Source organism: Planktotalea arctica (assembly GCF_002105285.1).
In the GTDB taxonomy this organism is placed as follows: domain Bacteria; phylum Pseudomonadota; class Alphaproteobacteria; order Rhodobacterales; family Rhodobacteraceae; genus Planktotalea; species Planktotalea arctica.
Genome location: NZ_MUHR01000011.1, coordinates 84,819 through 106,434, shown reverse-complemented (window position 1 = coordinate 106,434; position 21,616 = coordinate 84,819). Strand labels below are relative to the sequence as shown.

General features: G+C 57.7%; 22 protein-coding genes. 14 read left to right on the top strand and 8 right to left on the bottom strand.

The window, feature by feature from the left end; translation table 11 throughout:
- Window positions 1-2 precede the first annotated feature (2 nt).
- Window positions 3-713, top strand: coding sequence for a phosphate signaling complex protein PhoU (phoU, locus tag B9P63_RS11180; RefSeq protein ID WP_085308761.1), 711 nt, complete (start codon window positions 3-5; stop codon window positions 711-713).
- A 3-nt stretch (window positions 714-716) separates the two neighbouring features.
- The gene (gene phoB / locus B9P63_RS11175; protein WP_085308760.1) at window positions 717-1,406 is read left to right on the top strand and encodes a phosphate regulon transcriptional regulator PhoB; all 690 of its coding nucleotides are present in this window, start codon (window positions 717-719) and stop codon (window positions 1,404-1,406) included.
- Between the two features lie 56 nt (window positions 1,407-1,462).
- Here phoB and B9P63_RS11170 read toward each other — a convergent pair whose 3' ends face one another.
- The gene (locus tag B9P63_RS11170; protein ID WP_085308759.1) at window positions 1,463-2,380 is read right to left on the bottom strand and encodes a LysR substrate-binding domain-containing protein; all 918 of its coding nucleotides are present in this window, start codon (window positions 2,378-2,380) and stop codon (window positions 1,463-1,465) included.
- Between the two features lie 99 nt (window positions 2,381-2,479).
- Here B9P63_RS11170 and B9P63_RS11165 point away from each other — a divergent pair, with 99 nt between their 5' ends.
- From B9P63_RS11165 to B9P63_RS11155, 3 genes are all read left to right on the top strand, one after another.
- Window positions 2,480-3,703: an acyl-CoA dehydrogenase gene (locus B9P63_RS11165; protein WP_085308757.1), complete on the top strand. Its 1,224-nt coding sequence runs from the start codon at window positions 2,480-2,482 to the stop codon at window positions 3,701-3,703.
- A 348-nt stretch (window positions 3,704-4,051) separates the two neighbouring features.
- Window positions 4,052-4,489, top strand: coding sequence for a type II 3-dehydroquinate dehydratase (gene aroQ, locus B9P63_RS11160; protein WP_085308755.1), 438 nt, complete (start codon window positions 4,052-4,054; stop codon window positions 4,487-4,489).
- On the top strand, window positions 4,486-5,247 hold the full coding sequence (locus B9P63_RS11155) for a LuxR family transcriptional regulator (protein WP_085308753.1): 762 nt from the start codon (window positions 4,486-4,488) through the stop codon (window positions 5,245-5,247). Before aroQ ends, B9P63_RS11155 begins: the two co-directional genes overlap by 4 nt.
- 689 nt (window positions 5,248-5,936) lie before the next feature.
- On the opposite strand, the gene tsf is transcribed toward B9P63_RS11155, so the two are convergent.
- The 4 genes from tsf to B9P63_RS11135 form a co-directional block, all read right to left on the bottom strand.
- Complete coding sequence (tsf, locus tag B9P63_RS11150) at window positions 5,937-6,812, bottom strand: translation elongation factor Ts (RefSeq protein WP_085309220.1); 876 nt, start codon at window positions 6,810-6,812, stop codon at window positions 5,937-5,939.
- Window positions 6,813-6,884: 72 nt separating this feature from the next.
- A complete protein-coding gene (rpsB, locus tag B9P63_RS11145; protein ID WP_085308751.1) occupies window positions 6,885-7,655 on the bottom strand; it encodes a 30S ribosomal protein S2 in 771 nt (256 codons plus the stop codon).
- Between the two features lie 194 nt (window positions 7,656-7,849).
- Window positions 7,850-8,794, bottom strand: a complete 945-nt coding sequence (gene lipA / locus B9P63_RS11140) for a lipoyl synthase (RefSeq protein WP_085308749.1) — start codon at window positions 8,792-8,794, stop codon at window positions 7,850-7,852.
- A 211-nt stretch (window positions 8,795-9,005) separates the two neighbouring features.
- Window positions 9,006-10,085, bottom strand: coding sequence for a DUF6456 domain-containing protein (locus tag B9P63_RS11135; protein WP_085308748.1), 1,080 nt, complete (start codon window positions 10,083-10,085; stop codon window positions 9,006-9,008).
- 273 nt (window positions 10,086-10,358) lie between these two features.
- Between B9P63_RS11135 and B9P63_RS11130 the strand changes: the two genes are divergently transcribed.
- Window positions 10,359-10,646 (top strand): DUF6477 family protein, encoded by a 288-nt coding sequence (locus B9P63_RS11130; protein ID WP_085308746.1) that lies wholly within the window; start codon window positions 10,359-10,361, stop codon window positions 10,644-10,646.
- Here the strand turns inward: B9P63_RS11130 and B9P63_RS11125 are convergent.
- A complete protein-coding gene (locus B9P63_RS11125) occupies window positions 10,643-12,196 on the bottom strand; it encodes a trimethylamine methyltransferase family protein (RefSeq protein WP_085308744.1) in 1,554 nt (517 codons plus the stop codon). The genes B9P63_RS11130 and B9P63_RS11125 overlap by 4 nt on opposite strands.
- A 199-nt stretch (window positions 12,197-12,395) precedes the next feature.
- Between B9P63_RS11125 and guaA the strand changes: the two genes are divergently transcribed.
- Genes guaA through B9P63_RS11085 form a run of 8 tightly spaced genes read left to right on the top strand, consistent with a single transcriptional unit; the run spans window position 12,396 to window position 20,176 of the window.
- Window positions 12,396-13,970: a glutamine-hydrolyzing GMP synthase gene (guaA, locus tag B9P63_RS11120; protein WP_085308742.1), complete on the top strand. Its 1,575-nt coding sequence runs from the start codon at window positions 12,396-12,398 to the stop codon at window positions 13,968-13,970.
- 37 nt (window positions 13,971-14,007) lie between these two features.
- A complete protein-coding gene (locus tag B9P63_RS11115; protein WP_245830640.1) occupies window positions 14,008-14,892 on the top strand; it encodes a DMT family transporter in 885 nt (294 codons plus the stop codon).
- A 31-nt stretch (window positions 14,893-14,923) separates the two neighbouring features.
- Window positions 14,924-15,844: a DMT family transporter gene (locus tag B9P63_RS11110; RefSeq protein ID WP_085309216.1), complete on the top strand. Its 921-nt coding sequence runs from the start codon at window positions 14,924-14,926 to the stop codon at window positions 15,842-15,844.
- A gap of 36 nt (window positions 15,845-15,880) precedes the next feature.
- Entirely contained in the window at window positions 15,881-16,747 is an 867-nt protein-coding gene (locus B9P63_RS11105) for an ATPase (protein WP_085308740.1), read from the top strand.
- 37 nt (window positions 16,748-16,784) lie between these two features.
- Window positions 16,785-17,702, top strand: a complete 918-nt coding sequence (metA, locus tag B9P63_RS11100; protein WP_085308738.1) for a homoserine O-acetyltransferase MetA — start codon at window positions 16,785-16,787, stop codon at window positions 17,700-17,702.
- Window positions 17,683-18,645: an alpha/beta fold hydrolase gene (locus B9P63_RS11095; RefSeq protein ID WP_245830639.1), complete on the top strand. Its 963-nt coding sequence runs from the start codon at window positions 17,683-17,685 to the stop codon at window positions 18,643-18,645. Before metA ends, B9P63_RS11095 begins: the two co-directional genes overlap by 20 nt.
- 48 nt (window positions 18,646-18,693) lie before the next feature.
- Window positions 18,694-19,563: a polyphosphate kinase 2 gene (ppk2, locus tag B9P63_RS11090; protein WP_085308734.1), complete on the top strand. Its 870-nt coding sequence runs from the start codon at window positions 18,694-18,696 to the stop codon at window positions 19,561-19,563.
- Window positions 19,556-20,176: a TetR/AcrR family transcriptional regulator gene (locus B9P63_RS11085; RefSeq protein WP_085308732.1), complete on the top strand. Its 621-nt coding sequence runs from the start codon at window positions 19,556-19,558 to the stop codon at window positions 20,174-20,176. The genes ppk2 and B9P63_RS11085 overlap by 8 nt, the downstream gene beginning before the upstream one ends.
- A 338-nt stretch (window positions 20,177-20,514) precedes the next feature.
- On the opposite strand, the gene rpsI is transcribed toward B9P63_RS11085, so the two are convergent.
- Window positions 20,515-21,003, bottom strand: coding sequence for a 30S ribosomal protein S9 (rpsI, locus tag B9P63_RS11080; RefSeq protein ID WP_085308730.1), 489 nt, complete (start codon window positions 21,001-21,003; stop codon window positions 20,515-20,517).
- Between the two features lie 2 nt (window positions 21,004-21,005).
- Window positions 21,006-21,467 (bottom strand): 50S ribosomal protein L13, encoded by a 462-nt coding sequence (gene rplM, locus B9P63_RS11075; protein ID WP_085309214.1) that lies wholly within the window; start codon window positions 21,465-21,467, stop codon window positions 21,006-21,008.
- Window positions 21,468-21,616 lie beyond the last annotated feature (149 nt).

Genomic DNA, 21,616 nt, shown 5'->3' with positions numbered 1-21,616 from the left:
TCATGAGCCCCAAACATATTTCATCCGCCTTCGATCGTGATCTCGAGGCGATCCAAGCCCAGATCATGAAGATGGGCGGCATGGTCGAGCGCGCTATTCTGGACGCGGCTAAATCGCTGGAAACGCGCGACGTGGAACTGGCCGAACAGGTGCGCGCCGGAGATAAGGCGATCGATGCGCTGGAAGAGCAGATCAACGAGCAAGCCGCGCGTGTGATCGCGCTGCGCGCGCCAACGGCGATTGATCTGCGTCTGATCCTGTCGGTCATCAAAATCAGCGCTGCGCTTGAACGGATCGGCGATTACGCCAAGAACATGGCCAAGCGCACGTCGGTTCTGGCTGGCATGACGGAGGTCGCAGGCTCGCAATCGGCGCTGCGCCGCATGGCGCGCCAAGTGCAAAGCATGCTCAAGGACGCGCTGGATGCCTATGTGCAGCGCGATCCGGAGCTGGCGATGAACGTGATCCAGCAGGACGCGGATGTGGATCAGATGTATAATGCGCTGTTTCGCGAGTATCTGACCTTCATGATGGAAGATCCGCGCAATATCACGCCCTGCATGCACCTGCATTTCATCGCCAAGAACACCGAGCGCATGGGTGATCTGGTCACGAATATTGCCGAGCAGGTGGTCTATCTGGTGACCGGATCGGTGCCCGAGGAAAACCGCCCGAAAGGTGATTTCTACACGGCTGATGCGGCAAAGGTTTAACCGATGAGCGCGCCGCGGCCTTGCGTGCTTTTGATTGAGGATGAACCCGCGCAGCGCGAGGTGCTATGCTATAATCTTGAGGCCGAGGGCTACCGCGTGGTGCAGGCCCAAAGCGGTGATGAAGGGCTGTTGTTGCTGGACGAGGAAATGCCCGATCTGATCGTGCTCGATTGGATGTTGCCGGGCGTGTCGGGCATCGAAGTATGCCGCCAGATCAAGATGCGGCTCGAAACGCGCGCCACTCCGGTGATCATGCTTTCGGCGCGATCCGAAGAGGTCGACAGGGTGCGCGGCTTTGAGACGGGCGCGGATGATTATGTGGTTAAACCCTATTCGGTGAACGAGTTGATGGCGCGTGTGCGCGCACAGCTCCGGCGCACGCGCGCTGCCGCAACCGGTGCCCGGCTGATGTTCGAGGATATCGTGCTGGACAGCGAAACCCATAAGGTGACGCGCGCGGGTGCGGAGGTGAAACTGGGGCCGACCGAATTTCGCCTACTTAGCAACTTCATGGAAAAACCCGGGCGGGTTTGGTCGCGCGATCAGCTGTTGGACCGTGTCTGGGGGCGCGATGTCTATGTGGATACGCGCACGGTGGACGTGCATGTGGGGCGTCTTCGCAAGGCGCTTACAGGCGCTGGCGGCAGCGATCCCGTGCGCACGGTGCGCGGCGCGGGCTATGCGCTCAGCTAGTTGAGGGGCGGGGGCCAGCCCCCGTGCCCCCGAAGTTTATTCAGGAAGATGAAGCATCAACGGGGAAGGCCGTCTTCGCCCTCTGACTGGGTCGCGATCCAGTCGCGAAACAGGCGCAGCGCGGGGCTGGCTGCGTTGCTGTCCGGCCAGACGAGATAATATGCGCCGAGCGCGCGGGTCGGGCCGCCGCAGGCTGTGACAAGTCGGCCAGCGGCGAGGTCTTGTTCAGCGATGAAATCTGGTAAAAGCGCGACACCAAGGCCGTGAATGGCGGCTTGGGTGATGGTGGAGAATTGATCAAAGCGCGCGCCTGAGGTTTTGGGCGGCGGCGCGCCGTGAGCTGCAAGCCAAGTGTTCCAAGCCTCGGGACGGGTTTGGATATGCAGCAAGGGCAGGGCGGCTAGATCGGCTGGCTGCGTGATGTCTGTTTGTTCTAAAAGGCTTGGCGCGCAAACGGGGATCAGGGTTTCTTCGCGCAAAAGCAGGCTTTGACACGATGGCCAATGGCCGCTTCCGTATTGAATGGCGGCATCGAAGGGTTCGCTTTGAAAGGCCACGGGGGTGAGGCGCGTTGACAGGTTCACAGTCACATCGGGGTGAAGCGCCGCGAACTGCGCCAGGCGCGGCACCAGCCAGCGCATTCCGAAGCTGGGCAGAATGGCAAGGCTAAGTCCGCCAGCGCCGGGCTGCACATGAAGCTGCATCGAGGCGCGCGTGATCAGATCGAGCGCAGCGCGTACTTCGCCCGCATAGCGCGCGCCCGCTTCTGTCATGCGCATGCGGCGCTTTACGCGCAATATCAGCGCAGTGCCGAGTTGTTCCTCCAGAACCTGAAGCTGGCGACTGACCGCGCTTTGCGTCAGCGACAATTCTTCAGCCGCAGCAGTGGCCGTGCCAAGGCGATCGAGCGCTTCGAGCGCGCGCAACGAAGCGAGCGAGGGCAGGTAGCGCCGGGGCAGGGATGTGGCTAGCATATTCTAAAAACTCATCAACTGGGGTGATCATCTTGTTAGCTCCCTTCGCTGCATTGGTCTACAAGGCAATCAACACCGTCATCACTCAGGGAGACAAAAATGTTTGAAACTGCCCCCATCTTGAAACCCAAAGACCAGCCCGATCTAAGCACATTCCAGTGGGACGATCCGTTCCGCCTGGCGGATCAACTGAGCGAAGACGAGCGTATGATCGCCGAAAGCGCGCGCGCCTATGCGCAGGAAAAGCTGCAGCCACGGGTGCTCGAGGCGTTTCAGAACGAGCAGACAGACGTCGAGATTTTTCGCGAAATGGGCGAGATGGGCCTGCTTGGAACGACCATTCCCGAAGAATACGGCGGGCTGGGCGGCGGTTATGTCGGTTACGGCCTTGTCGCGCGCGAGGTGGAGCGTGTGGACAGTGGCTATCGCTCGATGATGTCTGTGCAAAGCTCCTTGGTGATGTATCCGATCTATGCTTATGGATCGGAAGAGCAACGTAAGAAATACCTGCCTAAACTGGCTTCCGGCGAGTGGATCGGCTGTTTCGGTCTGACCGAGCCGGATGCCGGATCAGACCCTGCCGGCATGAAAACCCGTGCAGTAAAAACGGCGACGGGCTATAAGCTCACTGGCTCGAAAATGTGGATTTCCAACAGCCCCATCGCAGATGTTTTCGTGATCTGGGCGAAGTCCGAAGAGCATGGCGGTAAAATCCGTGGCTTTGTGCTTGAGAAAGGCATGAAAGGCTTGTCCGCGCCGAAAATTGGCAACAAGCTGTCCTTGCGCGCTTCGATCACCGGTGAAATCGTGATGGACAACGTCGAAGTGGGCGAGGATGCGCTGTTGCCACATGTGCAGGGTCTCAAGGGGCCGTTTGGCTGCCTTAACCGTGCGCGATATGGCATCAGTTGGGGCGTTCTGGGCGCCGCTGAATTTTGCTGGCACGCCTCGCGTCAATACGGGCTTGATCGCAAGCAGTTCGGCAAGCCGCTGGCGCAAACACAATTGTTCCAGAAAAAGCTGGCGGATATGCAGACGGAGATCGTGCTGGGCCAACAGGCCAGCTTGCAAGTGGGCCGTTTGATGGACAGCGCAAATGCGGCGCCGGAGATGATTTCCATCGTCAAGCGCAACAATTGCGGTAAGGCGCTAGATATCGCACGCATGTCGCGCGACATGCACGGCGGCAACGGCATTTCTGCCGAGTTCCACGTAATCCGCCACATGATGAACCTCGAAACCGTAAACACCTATGAGGGCACGCATGATGTGCACGCGCTTATCCTTGGCCGCGCGCAGACCGGTTTGCAGGCGTTCTTTTAATAGGGCTTGGTGGGCAGATCTTAGGATCTGCCTATTTTTCTTTTTTTACTATTAGTTAGCGAGACTTAGTTAATGTGGTTTGTTAAACGTGTGCGGCGCTGGGGCAGATATTGCCTCATTAGATAACTCATTGTTTTCTAATAGGAGTCGCACTTCAAGGTAGCGCGCACCTTTACGCATGAAAAGCACGCATAATCAGTATTATGTAACTTTTATAACAAGCCGATCCCCTTGATATGCAATGCTTTGCGAAATAGTTCATGAAGTCGCGTCGAACAAGCGCTTTGACTACTGGACACCCTGTGCGCGAATGCGCAAGGTTGGAGCACTAACAAAGGCGCATATCCAATGGCACGCATTCTTATCCTTAACGGTCCCAATCTCAACCTGCTGGGCACGCGTCAGCCGGAGGTTTACGGAGCGACGACGTTGCAAGATATCGAAATCATGTGTACCGCTCACGCGCCCTCGAGCGCGCTAGCGTTCCTTCAATCAAATCATGAAGGCGCGTTGATCGATGCGATCCACGCCGCCAAGGGCGCGCAAGACGGTATCATCCTGAATGCAGGCGCTTATACGCATACTTCTGTGGCGCTGCATGACGCGCTTGCCTCGATCGAGCTGCCCTGCGTTGAGGTGCACCTTAGCAATATCCATGCGCGCGAGAGCTTTCGCCACCATTCCTACATCGCGCCTGTTGCGCTAGGGCAAATTGCGGGCTTTGGCGCGTTGGGCTATCTGCTTGCGCTTGATGCGCTGCATGCGCATTTGCACGCGGCTGTATGAGCGAGCTGCGCAGATTTCTTGAAACCTTGACGGGCGCGCCAACGGCGGAAGTTCTGTGGCGATTGCACTGCGAGAAAATGGCCGAATACGGCTTTGACCGCATCATCTACGGATTTTCCCATTACATGTCCGAAACCTCCATGGGCGATCCTGCGGACTTCGTTTTGCTGACCAATCATGACCCCGCCTATATGCAGCTTTTCATGGGCAACAACCTCTATCGCGATGCGCCTATGGTGCGTTGGGCGCTGCATAATGTTGGAGCCTGTTCCTGGCGTTACCTTTGGGACGAAATGGCGCGCGGAACGTTGACGGAGCGCGAAAAACACATCATCGAGATCAATCAGATGCACGGCGTGACGGCGGGCTATTCGATCAGTTTTAAGGCGATTACATCGCGCTCAAAAGGCGCGATTGCGCTGACTGCGCGCAAAGGTATGAGCCAGGACGAGGTCGATGCGATCTGGGCCGAGCATGGCAGTGATATCGTGGTGATGAACAATGTGGCGCATCTGAAGATCGTCACCCTGCCCCAGCAGACCGAAGGCCGCTCGTTGACCAAGCGCCAGCGCGAGGCGCTTGAATGGGTTGGCGATGGCAAGACCACGCAGGACATTGCGCTGTTGATGGGGCTGACGGCTGCGACGGTTGAAAAGCATCTGCGCCTCGCGCGCGAGGCCTTGAGCGTGGAAACGACGGCGCAGGCAGTTCTAAAGGCTTCGTTCCAGAATCAGATGTTTATCGTCGATGGGCTATGACGCGCCAGCGCACGCGTTCACTTCACACAAATCTACAGAAAATTTGCTTGGCACTGGCCGGATTTTGCCGCCAGACGGCCAGCGTTAATTTCCTTTGTGCTTAGCCGGCGCTCGAAAGTGGGCTAATTTGTTGATGTTTTAGCCGGTTCGAACTTGCAGATTTTGACGCTAATCCTGCGGATCATCGCTAGCGTGAATTTACCGTGAAAACTAGAAAGGTATGGAATCCTTTACTTTTTCTCAACTTCAAAGTGACGCATAGTAAACGGGTTCCGTGAGTGGTGGCTTTAGCCTAGGAACTTTGGAAGTTAACCTTGTGATTTCAAGGCCATGACATCCTTCTACCGGAGCAATCCGGTGCCGGTTCGGGCGGTGTATAGTTCACCGCCTGACCGGTGTGTATCGCGAGCCTGCCTCATCCCCAATGTTCGGGCTGGCGATCTTCTTTGGCGGCGTTCCCCCCTCGGGGTACGTCGCCTTTTTCGTTTTAATCGGCAGAGCGTGCGGAACAGTGACCGGTCAGAACCACTGCTTTGGAGAGAAATTAGATATCAAGTCCTGGACTTTTCGCGTAACCCGTCGAGGCGCACACGATATCTCCACGGCCCTTTCGTTCCCTCAAGGACAAAAAAGGCCGCTGCGCGAACCAAATCACACAGCGGCCTAATCACTGAAGCAATGAAAGCGCCTTAGCCCTTCATTGTTTTCGCAACCTCGGCTGCGAAATCTTCTGTTTTCTTTTCGATGCCTTCGCCGACTTCAAGGCGATGGAAGCCGGTGATTTCAACGCCCGCTTCTTTCGCCGCTTCGCCAACGGTCAGATCTGGATTCACAACAAACGCCTGACCCAAAAGCGTGACTTCGGACATGTATTTCTTCATACGGCCGACGATCATCTTTTCGATCACTTGCTCGGGCTTACCGGACTCGCGGGCGATATCCATCTGCACTTGCTTCTCTTTTTCGACAACGGCCGGGTCCAGATCGGCTTCGGACAAAGACACGGGGTTTGCAGCGGCGATGTGCATCGCAACCTGCTTGCCGAATGCCTCGTTCTCGCCGGACAGGCCGACCAGAACACCAATCTTGCCCATGCCGCCTGTGACGGCGTTGTGCACGTAGGACACGACGGACGTGCTCTCGACAACGGCCATACGGCGCAGGGACATGTTCTCGCCGATTGTCGCGATCTTGGCGTTCAACACGTCAGCGACAGATTTGCCGCCCATGTCTGCAGCGGCCAGCGCTTCAACGTCGGAAACGCCCATTGCAGTCGCAGCGATTCCGCCGACCATCTCTTGAAATTCAGCGTTCTTGCCAACGAAATCCGTCTCGGAATTCACTTCAACCGCAACGCCTTTGCCGCCGGTCACCGCGACAGCAACAAGGCCCTCTGCGGCTGTACGGCCGGATTTTTTGGCAGCTTTCGCAAGGCCCTTGGTGCGCAGCCAATCGATTGCTGCCTCCATGTCGCCTGCTGTTTCTGTAAGCGCCTTCTTGGCGTCCATCATGCCTGCGCCGGATGTGTCGCGCAGTTCTTTAACCATGGCTGCTGTGATTGCCATTTTCATATCTCCTAGAATGGGAAAAACGAGGGCGGGTGTGCCCTGCCCTCGCTCTTAAAGGTCAGGCGTGGCTTAGCTGGCTGCTGGCGCGTCTGCGACAACTTCTTCAACAAGCGCTTCTTCCATCGCACCCAGATCAACACCGGCTGCGCCAAGCTGTGCGGACATGCCGTCCAGCGCTGCGCGTGCTGCGAGGTCTGTGTAGAGCGCGATTGCGCGCGCCGCGTCGTCGTTGCCCGGAATGATGTAGTCAATGCCGTCTGGCGAGCAGTTTGAATCGACGATTGCAACAACGGGAATACCCAGTTTGTTGGCTTCTGCGATGGCCAGTGCCTCTTTTTTCACGTCGATGACGAAGATCAGGTCAGGCACGCCGCCCATTTCGCGGATGCCGCCGAGGGACGCCTGAAGTTTACCTTGATCGCGCTCCATGCCGAGGCGCTCTTTCTTTGTCAGACCTTCAAAGCCAGTCTCGAACTTCTCGTCGATGGACTTGAGGCGATTGATCGACTGGGAAACTGTTTTCCAGTTGGTCAATGTGCCGCCGAGCCAACGGTGGTTCATGTAATACTGTGCGCACTGCTCTGCGGCCTGCGCGACGGGCTGTGCCGCCTGGCGCTTGGTCCCAACGAACAAGATACGGCCGCCCTTGGCGACTGTGTCACGGATCGCGCCCAGTGCTGCGTCGAGCATTGGAACGGTCTGTGTAAGATCCATGATGTGAATGCCATTACGCGCGCCGTAGATGAACGGACCCATACGTGGGTTCCAACGCTGCGTTTGGTGGCCGAAGTGTACGCCTGCTTCAAGCAGTTGGCGCATGGTGAACTCTGGAAGAGCCATGTCGTTTTCCTTTTCCGGTTTCGCCTTAGTGGGGGTATGAGCGTTTGCTCAACCGGCGGACTGCTGCGAGGATTTCTCCCCCAAGAGCCCATCCCCACTTGCGGGATTTAATAGCGCGCAGATAGAACAGCCACGTTTGAGGCGCAAGCCATTTGAGCAGCGCGCGGGGTGATTTTTCTAGAAAAATCGCGGGTTCAGCCCAATTTCGCCGCGCGCGCATCGCGCAGGCGTGCGAAATCATCGCCCGCATGGTAGGACGAGCGCGTCAGTGGCGTGGCCGAAACCATCAAGAACCCCTTGCCCCAAGCCGCTTTTTCATAGGCTTTGAACTCGGCCGGATCGACAAAGCGGTCAACGCGGTGATGCTTGGGAGTGGGCTGCAAATACTGGCCAATGGTCAGAAAATCCACATCCGCCGCGCGCATGTCGTCCATCACTTGACCCACGCCCTGCTTTTCCTCGCCAAGGCCGACCATGATGCCCGATTTTGTAAAAATCGTCGGATCAAGCTCTTTGGCGCGCTGCAAAAGCCGCAAGGAATGGAAATAGCGCGCGCCGGGGCGCACGGTGGGATAAAGGCCGGGCACTGTTTCAAGGTTGTGGTTGAACACATCCGGGCGCGCTTCGATCACTGCCTCAAGCGCACTATCGGGGCATTTCAGAAAATCAGGTGTCAGCACTTCTATCGTTGTACCGGGGGCGCGGTGGCGCACGGCGCGAATGGTCTGCGCGATATGTTCTGCGCCGCCGTCGGCCAGATCGTCGCGATCCACCGAAGTGATAACCACATGCTTGAGCCCAAGCGTGTCGACCGCATGGGCCACGCGCCCCGGCTCGAACGCATCGAGCGTTTCGGGCTTGCCCGTCGCAATGTTGCAAAATGTGCAGCCGCGCGTGCAAATATCGCCCATAATCATCATCGTGGCATGGCCTTGATTCCAGCACTCGCCGACATTGGGGCAACTGGCCTCTTCGCACACCGTTACCAGCTTGTTCTCGCGCATGATATCGCGGGTCTGTTTATACCCTGCCCCCGTGGGTGCCTTGACGCGAATCCAGTCGGGTTTCTTGGGCTGCGCATTGTCGGGGCGATGCGCCTTTTCGGGGTGACGCTGGTCTGGAATTTTAAGATCGCGCATGTGCTCGGCCCTCGCTGGGATAAGATTTCTTGTCTTATAACATAGAAGAGCGCGCGCGCCAGTCAGCGCGGCGCATAGCCGCTCTGCGTGCTTACACATGGAAACGTGACATAAAACAGGCGGCACGCAAGCATATCGCGCGCCGCCTATGGCAAAACATCAAGGCCGAGTGCGCGGGAGGATCGCACAGGGTCGCAGATGCCCTACGTCTTCAACCGATCAACACATCCCCGAGTTCCGTGTCGTAAAATTGCTGCAGGCGCCCCAGCGCGATGCGCAGTACGATCTTGCCCGAACGCGCGGACCAGCCCATACGCTTTTCCGCACTCTCCAGCCCTTCGAGATAGCAACAACACCGCAGCGCCACATCGCCAAGCCCGGGGCCGAGGTAGCGCAGCGCTTTGGCCACGCGCTCGCGGGCATCGCCAGGGCCGTTGCCGATCACGCCGTCGCCCTTTTCGCTGCCACGTTTGGTGCCTGCGGTTAGAAACATGTCCCAGTTTTGCGTCACACGCGGCCCCATTTGCGATAGTTCAAAATCCTCGCGCAGCCGCTCTGCCGCGTTGACCAGATCATCGCTTAGAAAGGCTTTGCCGTCCTTGCCCTTGCGCCGTGACAAGGCACCGACGGGAGATTCGGCGGCGTTATAGCGCACGCGGCGGCGAGTATTGTCCTGTCTCGCCAAGCCCGCCTCGAGGCTCTCGCTTGGTGCGATGCTCTCGGAGAGCTGTGCCAGTTTCATCCGGCCCGCATGGGTGATGCGATAGCGCGAAATGCGGCCCGGATTGGCGCACTCTACCCAGGCGTTCAGCGCCAGAACAGAGACGAATTCAGCCGAAACAGCGGCGGTTTTGCTTGTTGCACCGCTGCTGGTTTCGCGCACGACCACAGCGGTTTCCATACCCTTAGCGACCGCAAGCACCGCGCCCGTTTCGCAAAGGCGGCGCAGAATGCGAACGCATTGGCGATCCATATCAGGGTTGTAGGTGGCATCGGCGGCGGGCAGCTGCGTGTGTTTCATGTGAGAGGTATCCTTGGCGCATTGAGGGGATGCGGTGTGGAAAAACTGCGAGCTGAGCGCATGCAGCGCGCGATCCACCATGGGATCGTCGCGGCGCACTTCGATTTTGCGAATCTGGCGCAACACAGTCGAAGCGTGAGCGCCAGAGCGGCGCGCCACTTCGCGAATGGTCAGCCCTTCTTCGGTATGGGTCAGATAGCGTTGCACCGCTTCGGGCACCCATGCTGGGATTGACGCTGTTTGCAGCGGGGCTTTGCCCTGCGCTGTCATATCCGAATGCTGGTTCGAATGTCTGTCCATATTGCTGTGCGAAGAGTGATGTGTCACGAGTTTTGACCCTGTTATACAAGATTTGCCCATAGGTTTATCCACAACCTGAACGGTAATTGTTACCTAATGGTTAACAATCTTCCGTTTCGTTAAGTATTGTTTCCAAATGATAAACAAAACTGAACAGGCCGTGCGTTGTTCATACGCCCAGCGCAACACATCTTAAGGTTGCGTAATCTAAATCCAATTCAACATCTTTGAAAAGGATCGAACATGCTTGACACTGCCTCGCAAATTGCCGCTCTCAGACGTCCCAAGCTTTTGGTCAAGGCGGCCAATATCGCTGCCAAGGATTACCGCCGCAAAATCCACCTGCCCCGCGTGCTGCGTGGCCCGGTCCCGCCCAAGGCAAACGCGGTTCTGGTGCAATTGTGCGATCTGGAAAACCACATGAACGCGCTACGCAAAACGCGCGATGCTGCCTACAGCGCCGCGCGTCATGTAGAAGTGCTGGTTGCGCTGATCATTGAAGCACAGCGCAATTCAGAGTTCAGGCCTTAAACAAAAGCGTCCGGCATGGAGGCTTTTTTATTCGCGATGTAATCCTTCAACGCCTCTGCAATTGCAGGGTCGAGCGCGGGTTGCTGGTAGGTCGCCAGCATCCGCTCGACCCGCGCGCTGGCAAGGGTTTGCGTATCGCGCGCGCCCTCGTCGTGCCATGTCTCGTAGGGTTTGTAATCGAACACTTCGGTGCGCCAGAACGCTTCTTTGAAATTGGCCTGGGTATGCGCGCAGCCAAGATAGTGACCGCCCGGTCCGACTTCGCGGATCGCATCCATGGCCTGCGCATTTTCATCATGCGCGACGCCTTTGGCGAGGTGGTGCAAAATGCCAAGCTGATCCGCATCGATCACGAATTTCTCGAACGAGGACACAAGCCCCCCCTCCAGCCAGCCACAAGAGTGCAACATGAAGTTCACACCGCCCAGCAATGCTGCGTTGTGCGTGTGCGCCGTCTCGTAAGCGGCCTGCGCATCGGGTAATTTAGAGCCGCAAAGCCCGCCGCCGGAACGGAATGGCAGACCAAGGCGGCGCGCAAGCTGGCCAGCGCCATATAGAATATGGCTCGCTTCGGGGGTGCCGAAGGTAGGCGCGCCCGAGTTCATGTCGATCGAGGTCACGAATGCGCCGAAGATCACTGGCGCGCCGGGTTTGACGAGCTGGCTATAGGCAATGCCGGCAAGCACTTCGGCAAGAACCTGCGTCAGCGTGCCGGCAACGGAGACGGGCGCCATCGCGCCGCCGACGATAAAGGGCGAAATGATGCAGGCTTGGTTGTTCTGCGCATAGACTTCCATCGCGCCCATCATCACATCGTCGAACGTCATGGGCGAGTTGATGTTGATCAGCGAGGTCATCACCGTATTCTCTTGGATGAAGTCCTTGCCGAACAGGATTTCGCACATCTCTACACTGTCCTGCGCGCGGCTCGGCTCTGTCACCGACCCCATGAACGGCTTGTCCGACAGGGTCATATGCGCGTGCAGCATATCAAGGTGACGTTTGTTCACCGCTACGTCCGTCGGCTCGCACACGGTGCCGCCCGAATGGTGAAGCCACTTGGACATATACCCGAGTTTCACGAATTTGTTGAAATCGTCCATGGTTGCGTAGCGGCGCCCGCCTGCGGCGTCGCGCACGAAGGGCGGGCCGTACACAGGCGCACAGACCAGAGTGTTGCCGCCGATGACAACGTTGCGATCAGGGTTGCGCGCGTGTTGTGTGTAGCTGCTTGGCGCGGTTTTGCAGAGCTGGCGCGCCAGTCCTTTGGGAATGCGCACGCGCTCGCCCTCGATCATCGCGCCCGCCTCGCGCCAACGATCAAGCGCCGCGGGATTGTTGACGAAATTCACGCCCACCTCTTCAAGAATCTGCTCGGCATTGGCTTCGATGATCTGAAGCGCCTCTTCGGTCAGAATTTCGAAATTCGGTATGTTGCGCTCGATGTATTTCGCAGTGTCAAAGCTGACGCTGGTGCGCTCTGCCCGGCGCGCTGCGCCGCCGCCTCCACGTGCCCGCCGTGTACCGTGCGCTGCTGCTGCATCTGCCATAATCTGTGATCCTCTGAAAATGGGCCTCGCGGCCAGCTGTTCGTTTTCTCCTTCCGAATAGCGCGCCAAATCAAAGCCGCGCGCGCAGTTAGCGCCCTTTCAGATGCAAATCCGACATATCAGGCTTGAAACGCTCTTTTTGACGCATCCGCACCGCGCCTCTCTTGCGAAGGGCGCAGACCCGCAATAGAGGGTAAACATGACAGATATATCCCATGACCGCCTTCTGATTATCGACTTCGGCAGCCAGGTAACGCAGCTTATCGCGCGCCGCCTGCGTGAGTTGAATGTCTTTTGCGAAATTCACCCCTATCAAAACGTCACGGATGCGTTTCTGGCCGAGTTCGCGCCAAAAGCGGTGATTCTGTCGGGCGGGCCTGACAGCGTCACCCGCGCCGGTAGCCCGCGCGCGCCAAAGGCATTGTTCGAATATGGCGTGCCTGTCCTTGGCATTTGCTATGGCCAGCAAGTGATGATGGAGCAGCTGGGCGGCAAGGTCTTGGGCGGCAAGATTTCCGGCGGCGGCGGCACCGCTGAATTCGGGCGCGCCTACGTCGAGCAGGCCAATGATCTGCCTTTGCTTGATGGCTGGTTCAAGGACGGTAAAGAACAGGTCTGGATGAGTCACGGCGATCACGTCAGCATGCTCGCCCCCGGTTTCGAGGTTTACGGCACTTCGCCCAACGCGCCCTTTGCGATTACGGGCGATGCGTCGCGCAATTTTTATGCGGTGCAGTTCCACCCCGAAGTGCATCACACGCCCAACGGTGCGAAACTATACGAAAATTTCGTGAAGCTGGCAGGCTTTAGCGGTGACTGGACGATGGACGCCTACCGCGAGCAAGCGATCGAGGCGATCCGCGAACAGGTGGGCGACAAAAAAGTCATTTGCGGTCTTTCGGGCGGCGTCGACAGCTCTGTTGCGGCGGTTCTGATCCATGAAGCGATCGGCGATCAGTTGACCTGCGTCTTCGTTGATCACGGTCTGCTGCGCAAAGGCGAGGCGGAAGAAGTCGTCACGATGTTCCGCGACAATTATAACATGCAGTTCATTCATGCGGACGAGCAGGAATTGTTCCTTGGCGAGCTTGACGGGCAAAGCGACCCCGAGACCAAGCGCAAGATCATTGGCCGCTTGTTCATCGATGTGTTCCAGAAACATGCGAGCGAGATCGAGGGCGCGGAGTTTTTGGCGCAAGGCACGCTTTATCCGGACGTGATCGAGAGCGTGAGTTTTTCCGGCGGTCCGTCGGTGACGATCAAATCGCATCACAATGTCGGCGGTTTGCCTGAAAAGATGGGTCTGAAACTGGTCGAACCTTTGCGCGAGTTGTTCAAGGACGAGGTGCGCGCGCTTGGCCGCGAGCTGGGTCTTCCGCCCTCTTTCATCGGGCGTCATCCCTTCCCCGGCCCCGGCCTTGCGATCCGCTGTCCTGGCGAAATCACCCGTCCCAAGCTCGAAATTCTGCGAGAGGCGGACGCGGTCTATATCGACCAGATCCGCAAGCATGGGCTTTACGATGAGATATGGCAGGCCTTCGTCGCCATTCTGCCTGTGCGCACGGTTGGCGTCATGGGCGACGGGCGCACTTATGATTTTGCCTGCGCTTTGCGCGCGGTGACTTCGGTAGACGGGATGACGGCAGATTATTATCCCTTCACCCATGAGTTTCTGGGTGAAACTGCGACGCGGATCATCAACGAGGTGCCGGGCATTAACCGTGTCACCTATGATATCACCTCCAAACCTCCCGGAACGATCGAGTGGGAATAATGGCTGACCGGCCCTTCGGGAAGAGTTTAAAAGCAAGATGAAGAGCCCGCTCGCCCCTGAATTACGTGCAGCGATCTGGATGATCGGCTCGATCGTGTCGTTCTCCTTCATGGCGGTTGCGGGGCGGTGGCTCGCGGCGGAGTATGATACGTTCGAAATCATGCTGTATCGCTCGCTCATGGGGGTTGTCGTGGTTTTTGCCTTTGGCGCGGCATTTGGAACGCTCGGGCAAATCACCCGTGCGACCGCGCCTGTGCAACTGGTGCGCAACCTGTTTCATTTTGCAGGGCAAAACCTGTGGTTCTTCGCGATCACAGTGATTCCGTTGGCGCAGGTTTTTGCGCTGGAATTTACATCCCCGATCTGGGTGCTGATCCTGTCGCCGATCTTTCTGGGTGAGCGTTTGACGCGGCCAAGGGTGATCGCGGCTGTTTTGGGTTTCATCGGCATCCTGATCGTGACACGGCCCGGGGCAACGCCGATGAATATCGGGATCGTCGCCGCGGCGCTTTCGGCGATCTGCTTCGCAGCAACAGGCATGTTGACCAAGCGGCTTACGCGCACCGAAAGCCTGACCTGCATTCTGGCCTATCTCACCGTCACGCAGTTGGTTTTCGGGATCATCTGCGCGGGGTATGACGGCGATATCGCGCTTCCGACGGCGCAGAGCGCGCCGCTTTTGGCGATGGTCGGCCTTGCGGGTCTTATTGCGCATCTTTGTTTGACCAAGGCGCTGTCGATTGCGCCTGCGACCGTGGTGATGCCGATAGATTTCACTCGCTTGCCGATGATCGCGGTCATCGGGATGCTGGTCTTTGGCGAAATGCTCGACCCTTGGGTGTTCGTCGGCGCGGCGCTGATTTTTGCGGGAAATTACTACAATATCTGGTCGGAAACGCGCAAAGCGCAGGTTTCGGGTTGAAGCGCGCATATTGCGCGGCCAAGCCAAAGACATGACGCAAAGCAAAGATATCTCGCCGCTCGCTTGGGGGCTGCTGGCGCTGCTCGGTTTGATCTGGGGCGGCTCGTTCTTGTCCATTCGCATCGCGCTCAATGAGGTGGGGTTCCTGACATCCGTCGCGCATCGCACCGGCTGGGCGATGGTTATCCTGTGGAGCTATGTGTTGATCCGACGCCTGCCCGTCCCGACAGATCGGCGCATCTGGATCGGTTTTCTCGGCATGGGGCTTTTGAACAATGCAATTCCCTTTTCGCTGATGGCCTGGGGCCAGCTTTATATCGAGAGCGGATTAACCTCGATCCTCAATGCGGCGACGGCGATTTTCGGTGTGGTGCTTGCCGCGCTTTTCTTTGCCGATGAGCGCCTGAGCGCGCGTAAAGTAATTGGTGTCACCGTTGGCTTTTTCGGCGTTGCGACAGCCATAGGGCTGGAGCATTTGCTGGCCTTTGATCCACGCTCTCTTGCGCAGCTTGCGGTGATCGGCGGTACAATATCCTACGCTTTCGCTGGCATCTGGGCGCGCAAACGGCTCTCGGGCCTCAAGCCCGAAGTCGCGGCAACGGGCATGCTCACCGGATCGACGTTTATCATGTTGCCCGCAGCATGGCTGATTGAAGGGCCGATCACGCTGAACCTGCAACCGATTACATGGCTTGCCATCGGATACTACACGGTGATCGCCACGGCGCTGGCCTATCTGCTCTATTACCGCATTCTGGCGCTGGCAGGCAGCGGCACTCTGATGCTGGTGACGCTGTTGGTGCCGCCCATCGCGATCCTGCTTGGGACGCTGTTCTTGGGCGAAACGCTGCACCCGCGCGCCTACCTCGGCTTTGCGCTACTTGCGCTTGGCCTGATCATTCTGGATGGCCGCGCGCTGCGCGCCGTTGACGCTAAATGGCAGGGCAAGTAGCAAGGCAATCAGACCGCCTGCCCGAGGAGCCCGAGAATGCTGTACCCCACTGCCCAAAGCTGGCGCGATGCGCCGCAAAAGCGCGTGCTTTTCTTTGCCATGTCCGGTCTTGGGAAAACCCATGTTTCCAATATCTTGCGCGGCGCAGGCAATTGGTTTCATTACTCGGTCGATTACCGCATCGGCACGCGCTACATGGGCGAGCATATTACCGACAATGCCAAGCGCGAAGCGATGAAAGTGCCGTTCCTGCGCGATTTGCTGATGTCCGACAGTATCTATATCGGCTCTAACATCAGCTTCGAAAACCTTGCGCCGGTGTCGAGCTATCTTGGTAAACCGGGCGAGCACGCCAAGGGCGGCCTGCCCTTTGCCGAATATCAGCGCCGCCAGGACCAGTTTCGCTCGGCTGAAATCGCCGCCTTGCAGGACACGCACCATTTTATCGAGCGTGCACAGGCGATCTATGGCTACGATCACTTCATATGCGACACTGGCGGGTCGATCTGCGAATGGGTTGATCCCGAAGACCCCGATGACCCGTTGCTGAGCGCACTTGCGCAAGACTGTTTGATGGTCTGGATCGAGGGCAGCGAAGCGCATACCGAAGAGCTGATCGCACGCTTTGACAAAGCGCCCAAACCCATGTCCTACCAGCCTGAATTCTTGCTGCGAACTTGGCATGAATATTTAAGCAAAAACAACATGAAAGAAGACGAGGTTAATCCGGATGATTTTATCCGGTGGACCTATGCGCAGGCGCTTGCGCACCGCCAGCCGCGCTACGCTGCGATGGCGCGCAATTTCGGGATCACGGTGCAGGCGGGCGACATGGCGCGCGTGCACGATGCGGCCTCGTTCACAGACGTGATTGCCGATGCCCTTGCCGCACGCCCTGCATAGACCTATCTGACACCTTCGCCTGAATGAAAGACCTATCATGCCCATCAAATTGCCCTCCGATCTGCCTGCCTTCGACGTGCTCTCGCGCGAGGGCGTTATGGTGGTTTCCGAGGATCAAGCTGCGCGTCAGGACATCCGGCCCTTGCGTATCGCGCTGCTCAATCTGATGCCGAAGAAGATCCAGACCGAGAACCAGTTCGCGCGCCTTATTGGCGCGACGCCTTTGCAGATCGAGCTGACGCTGATCCGCATGACCGAGCATCAGGCCAAGAATGCCTCTTCTGAACATATGGAGAGCTTTTATCGCCCGTTTTCCGAGGTGCGGCGCGAAAAATTCGACGGGCTGATCATCACGGGTGCCCCGATTGAACATCTGCCCTTTGACGATGTCACCTATTGGGACGAGCTGCGCGACGTGTTCGAGTGGACACAAAGCCACGTGCATTCCACTTTTGGCGTGTGCTGGGGCGGCATGGCGATGATCAACTATTTTCACGGCGTCAAGAAACATATGCTGGAGGCCAAAGCGTTCGGCTGTTTCCGCCACCGCAATCTGGCCCATGCCTCGCCCTATTTGCGCGGGTTTTCCGATGATTGCGTGATCCCTGTAAGTCGCTGGACCGAGATGCGTCAAAGCGAGATCGATGCGGGCGACGGGCTTGTGACGCTGCTGGCGAGTGACGCCGCTGGGCCGTGTTTGGTGGAAGATCCAAAGCATCGCGCGCTCTATATATTTAACCATTTTGAATATGACAGCGGCACGTTGAAGCAGGAATATGATCGCGATGTGGCCGAGGGAACGGCCATAAACGTGCCAATGAATTACTACCCTAACGATGATCCAAGCCAACCGCCGCAGAACCGCTGGCGCAGCCACGCGCATTTGCTTTATGGCAATTGGATCAACGAGATATACCAAAGCACGCCTTTCGATCTTGAGCAGATTGGTGCTTAAATTCGCGCTCTATGCTGCGCTGTTTCTGGCGGTTTTCGCAGCCCTCACATGGTGGCGTGCAGCCGCGCGCGAAGCCGCATCAGAGGCGGGCTACCCACCAGAGGGGCAGTTCATCGAGGTTAACGGTCACCGCGTTCATGCGGTGGTGCGCGGGAGCGGCCCAGATCTGGTGTTGATCCACGGTGCTTCCGGCTCGACGCGCGACTACACATTTTCCCTCCTGGATAAACTCAAGAGCGATTACCGCGTGATCGTGCTCGATCGTCCCGGCCTTGGCTATACACCGCGCCTGCATGAACGCGGCGAAAGCCTTGCGGAGCAGGCTGCGCTTTTGTCGGGCGCTGCGCTACATCTCGGGGCAAAAAATCCCATCGTTCTGGGCCAATCCTTTGGCGGCGCAGTTGCGCTGGCATGGGCGGTGCACCACCCTGAAAATATAGCGGCGCTGGTGCTTTTGGCTGCGCCTTCAAACCTTTGGACAACTCCGGTCGATCGACTCTACCGCGCCACCTCCTCGCGCCTTGGGGCTAAGCTCTTTGTTCCTTTATTGACGGCTTGGGTGCCAAATTCCTATGTTGCCGGCGCGCTGGAAGAGATTTTCGAGCCTCAGGACGAACCCGCTGGCTACGCTGAATATTTTGGCCCCGGCATCACACTGCGCCGCGAGACCATGATTGCCAACGCCCGCCAACGCGTGCGGCTTTTGGACGATATCAAAGCACTGATCCCGCGCTATGGCCAAATCGCTGTGCCGACCCAGCTCGTGCACGGCGACACCGATACAATCGTTGGCCTGTCGATCCACTCGGCCTTGCTTGTCGATCAAATCCAGGATGCGCAGCTTAGCGTACTACAAGGCGTCGGCCACATGCCGCAACATGTCTCGCAGCCTGAAGTCATTGCTGCAATCGAGCGCGCAGCGCGCGGCGCCGGATTGCGATAATCGCGCGCGCCCTTCATAGTGGGACAAACGCATTGGGGAGAGAGCAGCATGGACCTGCCATTTGACGGCGCCATTAGCGCCTTTTTCAACGACACCGCGCCCAGCGATATCCGCCGCGCGATCGAGCGCGCCGATAAGGATGACATCCTAAGCGCGGCCTACCCCCATACCGAGCGGATGAAACGCAAAGCCTACGACAAAGAAATGGCGATGCTGCAAATCGAACTGGTGCGCTTTCAGCATTGGGTGCGCGAGAGCGGCGCGCGCGTTGCGATCGTGTTCGAGGGGCGCGATGCAGCCGGCAAAGGCGGCACGATCAAACGCTTTCGCGAGAACCTGAACCCGCGCTCGGCCAATGTGATCGCCCTGTCCAAACCGACCGAGCGCGAAGCGAGCCAATGGTATTTCCAACGCTACATCGACCACTTGCCTGCGGGCGGCGAAATCGCTTTTTTCGATCGCAGTTGGTACAATCGAGGCGTGGTCGAACAAGTGTTCGATTTTTGCACCCCGCCGCAGCGCGAGGCGTTCTTCACGCAGGTCACACAATTCGAGGACATGCTGGTGAACGAGGGCATTACGCTGGTGAAGTTCTGGCTCAACGTGAGCCGCGCCGAGCAATTGCGCCGCATCATGGCGCGCGAGCGTGACCCTTTGAAACAGTGGAAACTATCGTGGATCGATGTGGAGGGCCTGAAGCGCTGGGACGCCTACTCGGGCGCGATCCAAGAAACGCTTGCGCGTTCGCACACGGATGCCGCGCCCTGGACGGTGGTGCGCTCGGATGACAAGCGCCGCGCGCGCCTGAGTGCGATCCGCCATGTGCTAGGCCAGTTCGATTACAGCCATAAAGACCCCAAAGCCCTGGGCCAAATTGACCCCGCTATTTGCGCAGGGCCGGAGATTTGGGATGCCTAAACGCGGCTATCACCACGGTAATCTGCGTCAAGCACTGGTGGAAGCCGCGCTGGAACTGATCCGCATGAAAGGCCCGACGGGTTTCACCTTATCGGAGGCTGCAAAACAGGCGGGCGTCACCCCCGCAGCCGTCTATCGCCATTTCGAGGGTCGCGAAGATCTTATCGCAGAGGCTGCGCGCCAAGGCTACGAGATTTTCGCCGATCTGATGCAATACGCTTACGACAAAGGCCAACCCTCCGCGCTCTCTGCATTCGAGGCAACGGGCCGCGCCTATCTGGCCTTCGCCCGAAAATACCCGGGCCATTATATCGCGATGTTTGAAAGTGGTATTTCGGTGAACCGAACGCCCGAACTGGCCCTGGTCTCTATGCGCGCGCGAGCGGTTTTAGAGCAAGCCGCGGAAGATTTGAACAAGCATATCCCAGCGGACAAGCGCCCACCCGCATCAATGTTCAGCGCGCATATCTGGGCGTTAAGTCACGGTGTGGTTGAGCTTTTTGCGCGCAATAGTCCCGGCACCCAAAGCCCGTTTCCGCCTGAAGATCTTTTGGAAAGCGCGATCGGCATTTACCTGCGCGGTCTGGGCCTGATTGATCCCGATACCAAATAGAGCCGCGCAAAGCGCGGCGCAGGTTTAGCGTGTCTATAGACACGCAGTTTGCCTCCGGCGGCGATATTTATCGAAAGAGGAAACGCTTTTTTAATATTTATCGGGGAGGAAAGACGGGCGGTACAGGCGGCGACGCCGATGACCGTGAAAGGGGAAGCATAGCTTCCAAGGGGATGGTCTTTTGCAGGGCTGTCCCCTTCCTCTTTCTTCAAGTATCGCCGCCGGAGGCGAAATGCATGACCAATAGGTCATGCTTGTAATGTGCGCGCCTAAGGCGCGCTCAATAAGAAAAGGGCCACCAGAATGGCAGCCCTTTGCAAAACAATACTGAAGCGGGTTTAGCGCTTGGAGAACTGGAAGCTACGGCGCGCTTTACGCTTGCCCGGCTTCTTGCGCTCGACGACGCGACTGTCGCGCGTGATAAAGCCAGCGGCTTTCAAAGCGCCGCGCAAGGAGGGATCATAAAGCTGGAGCGCTTTGGAGATACCATGCTTGACCGCACCAGCTTGACCAGAGAGGCCGCCGCCTTTGACTGTTGCCATCACGTCGAATTGATCTTCCGTGCCAGAAACCGTGAAAGGCTGCTTCAGGATCATCTGCAAAACAGGACGCGCAAAGTAGGCGTTGATCTCTTTGCCGTTGACTGTGACCTTGCCGGAACCCGGCTTGATCCAAACGCGAGCAACTGCGTCTTTACGCTTGCCCGTCGCATAGGAGCGTCCGAGCTCGTCGCGAACCTGCTCGCGCAAAGGTGCTGCTTCAACAACAACAGCTACGTCTTCGGCAACTGCGCTCAGCTCTTCGAGAGAATTGATTTGATCAGCCATTTTTACACCCGCGTGTTTTTGGAGTTCATGGATTTCACATCCAGAACTTCAGGGTTTTGTGCTTCGTGCTGATGCTCGGGGCCCGAGTAGACACGCATGTTGGTCATTTGCTGGCGGCTAAGTGGACCGCCAGGCAGCATACGCTGAACCGCTTTGGTCAACACGCGCTCGGGGTAGTCGCCCTCAAGCAACTCGCCCGCAGTGCGGAACTTGATGCCGCCCGGGTGGCCCGTGTGCCAGTAATAACGCTTGTCCGTGCGCTTCTTGCCGGTCATCTGCACTTTTTCAGCGTTGATGATAATGACATTGTCGCCCATATCCATGTGCGGGGTGAACGACGGCTTGTGCTTGCCGCGCAGGCGCATAGCAATAATCGAGGCAAGACGGCCCAGAACAACGCCTTCAGCGTCGATCAGGATCCACTTTTTCTCGATGTCTGCTGGCTTTGCAGAGAAGGTTTTCATCGACATATACCCTTATAGGTCTTTTGAATCACGAGGCGCGGAGAGACCCGCGCCGAATGAAGCGGTTATACGCGCCGTGAATGTCACGTCAAGCGCAGTTAATTGCGATTTATATAGTAAAAACAATCGCTTGCAAATTAGGTATAATA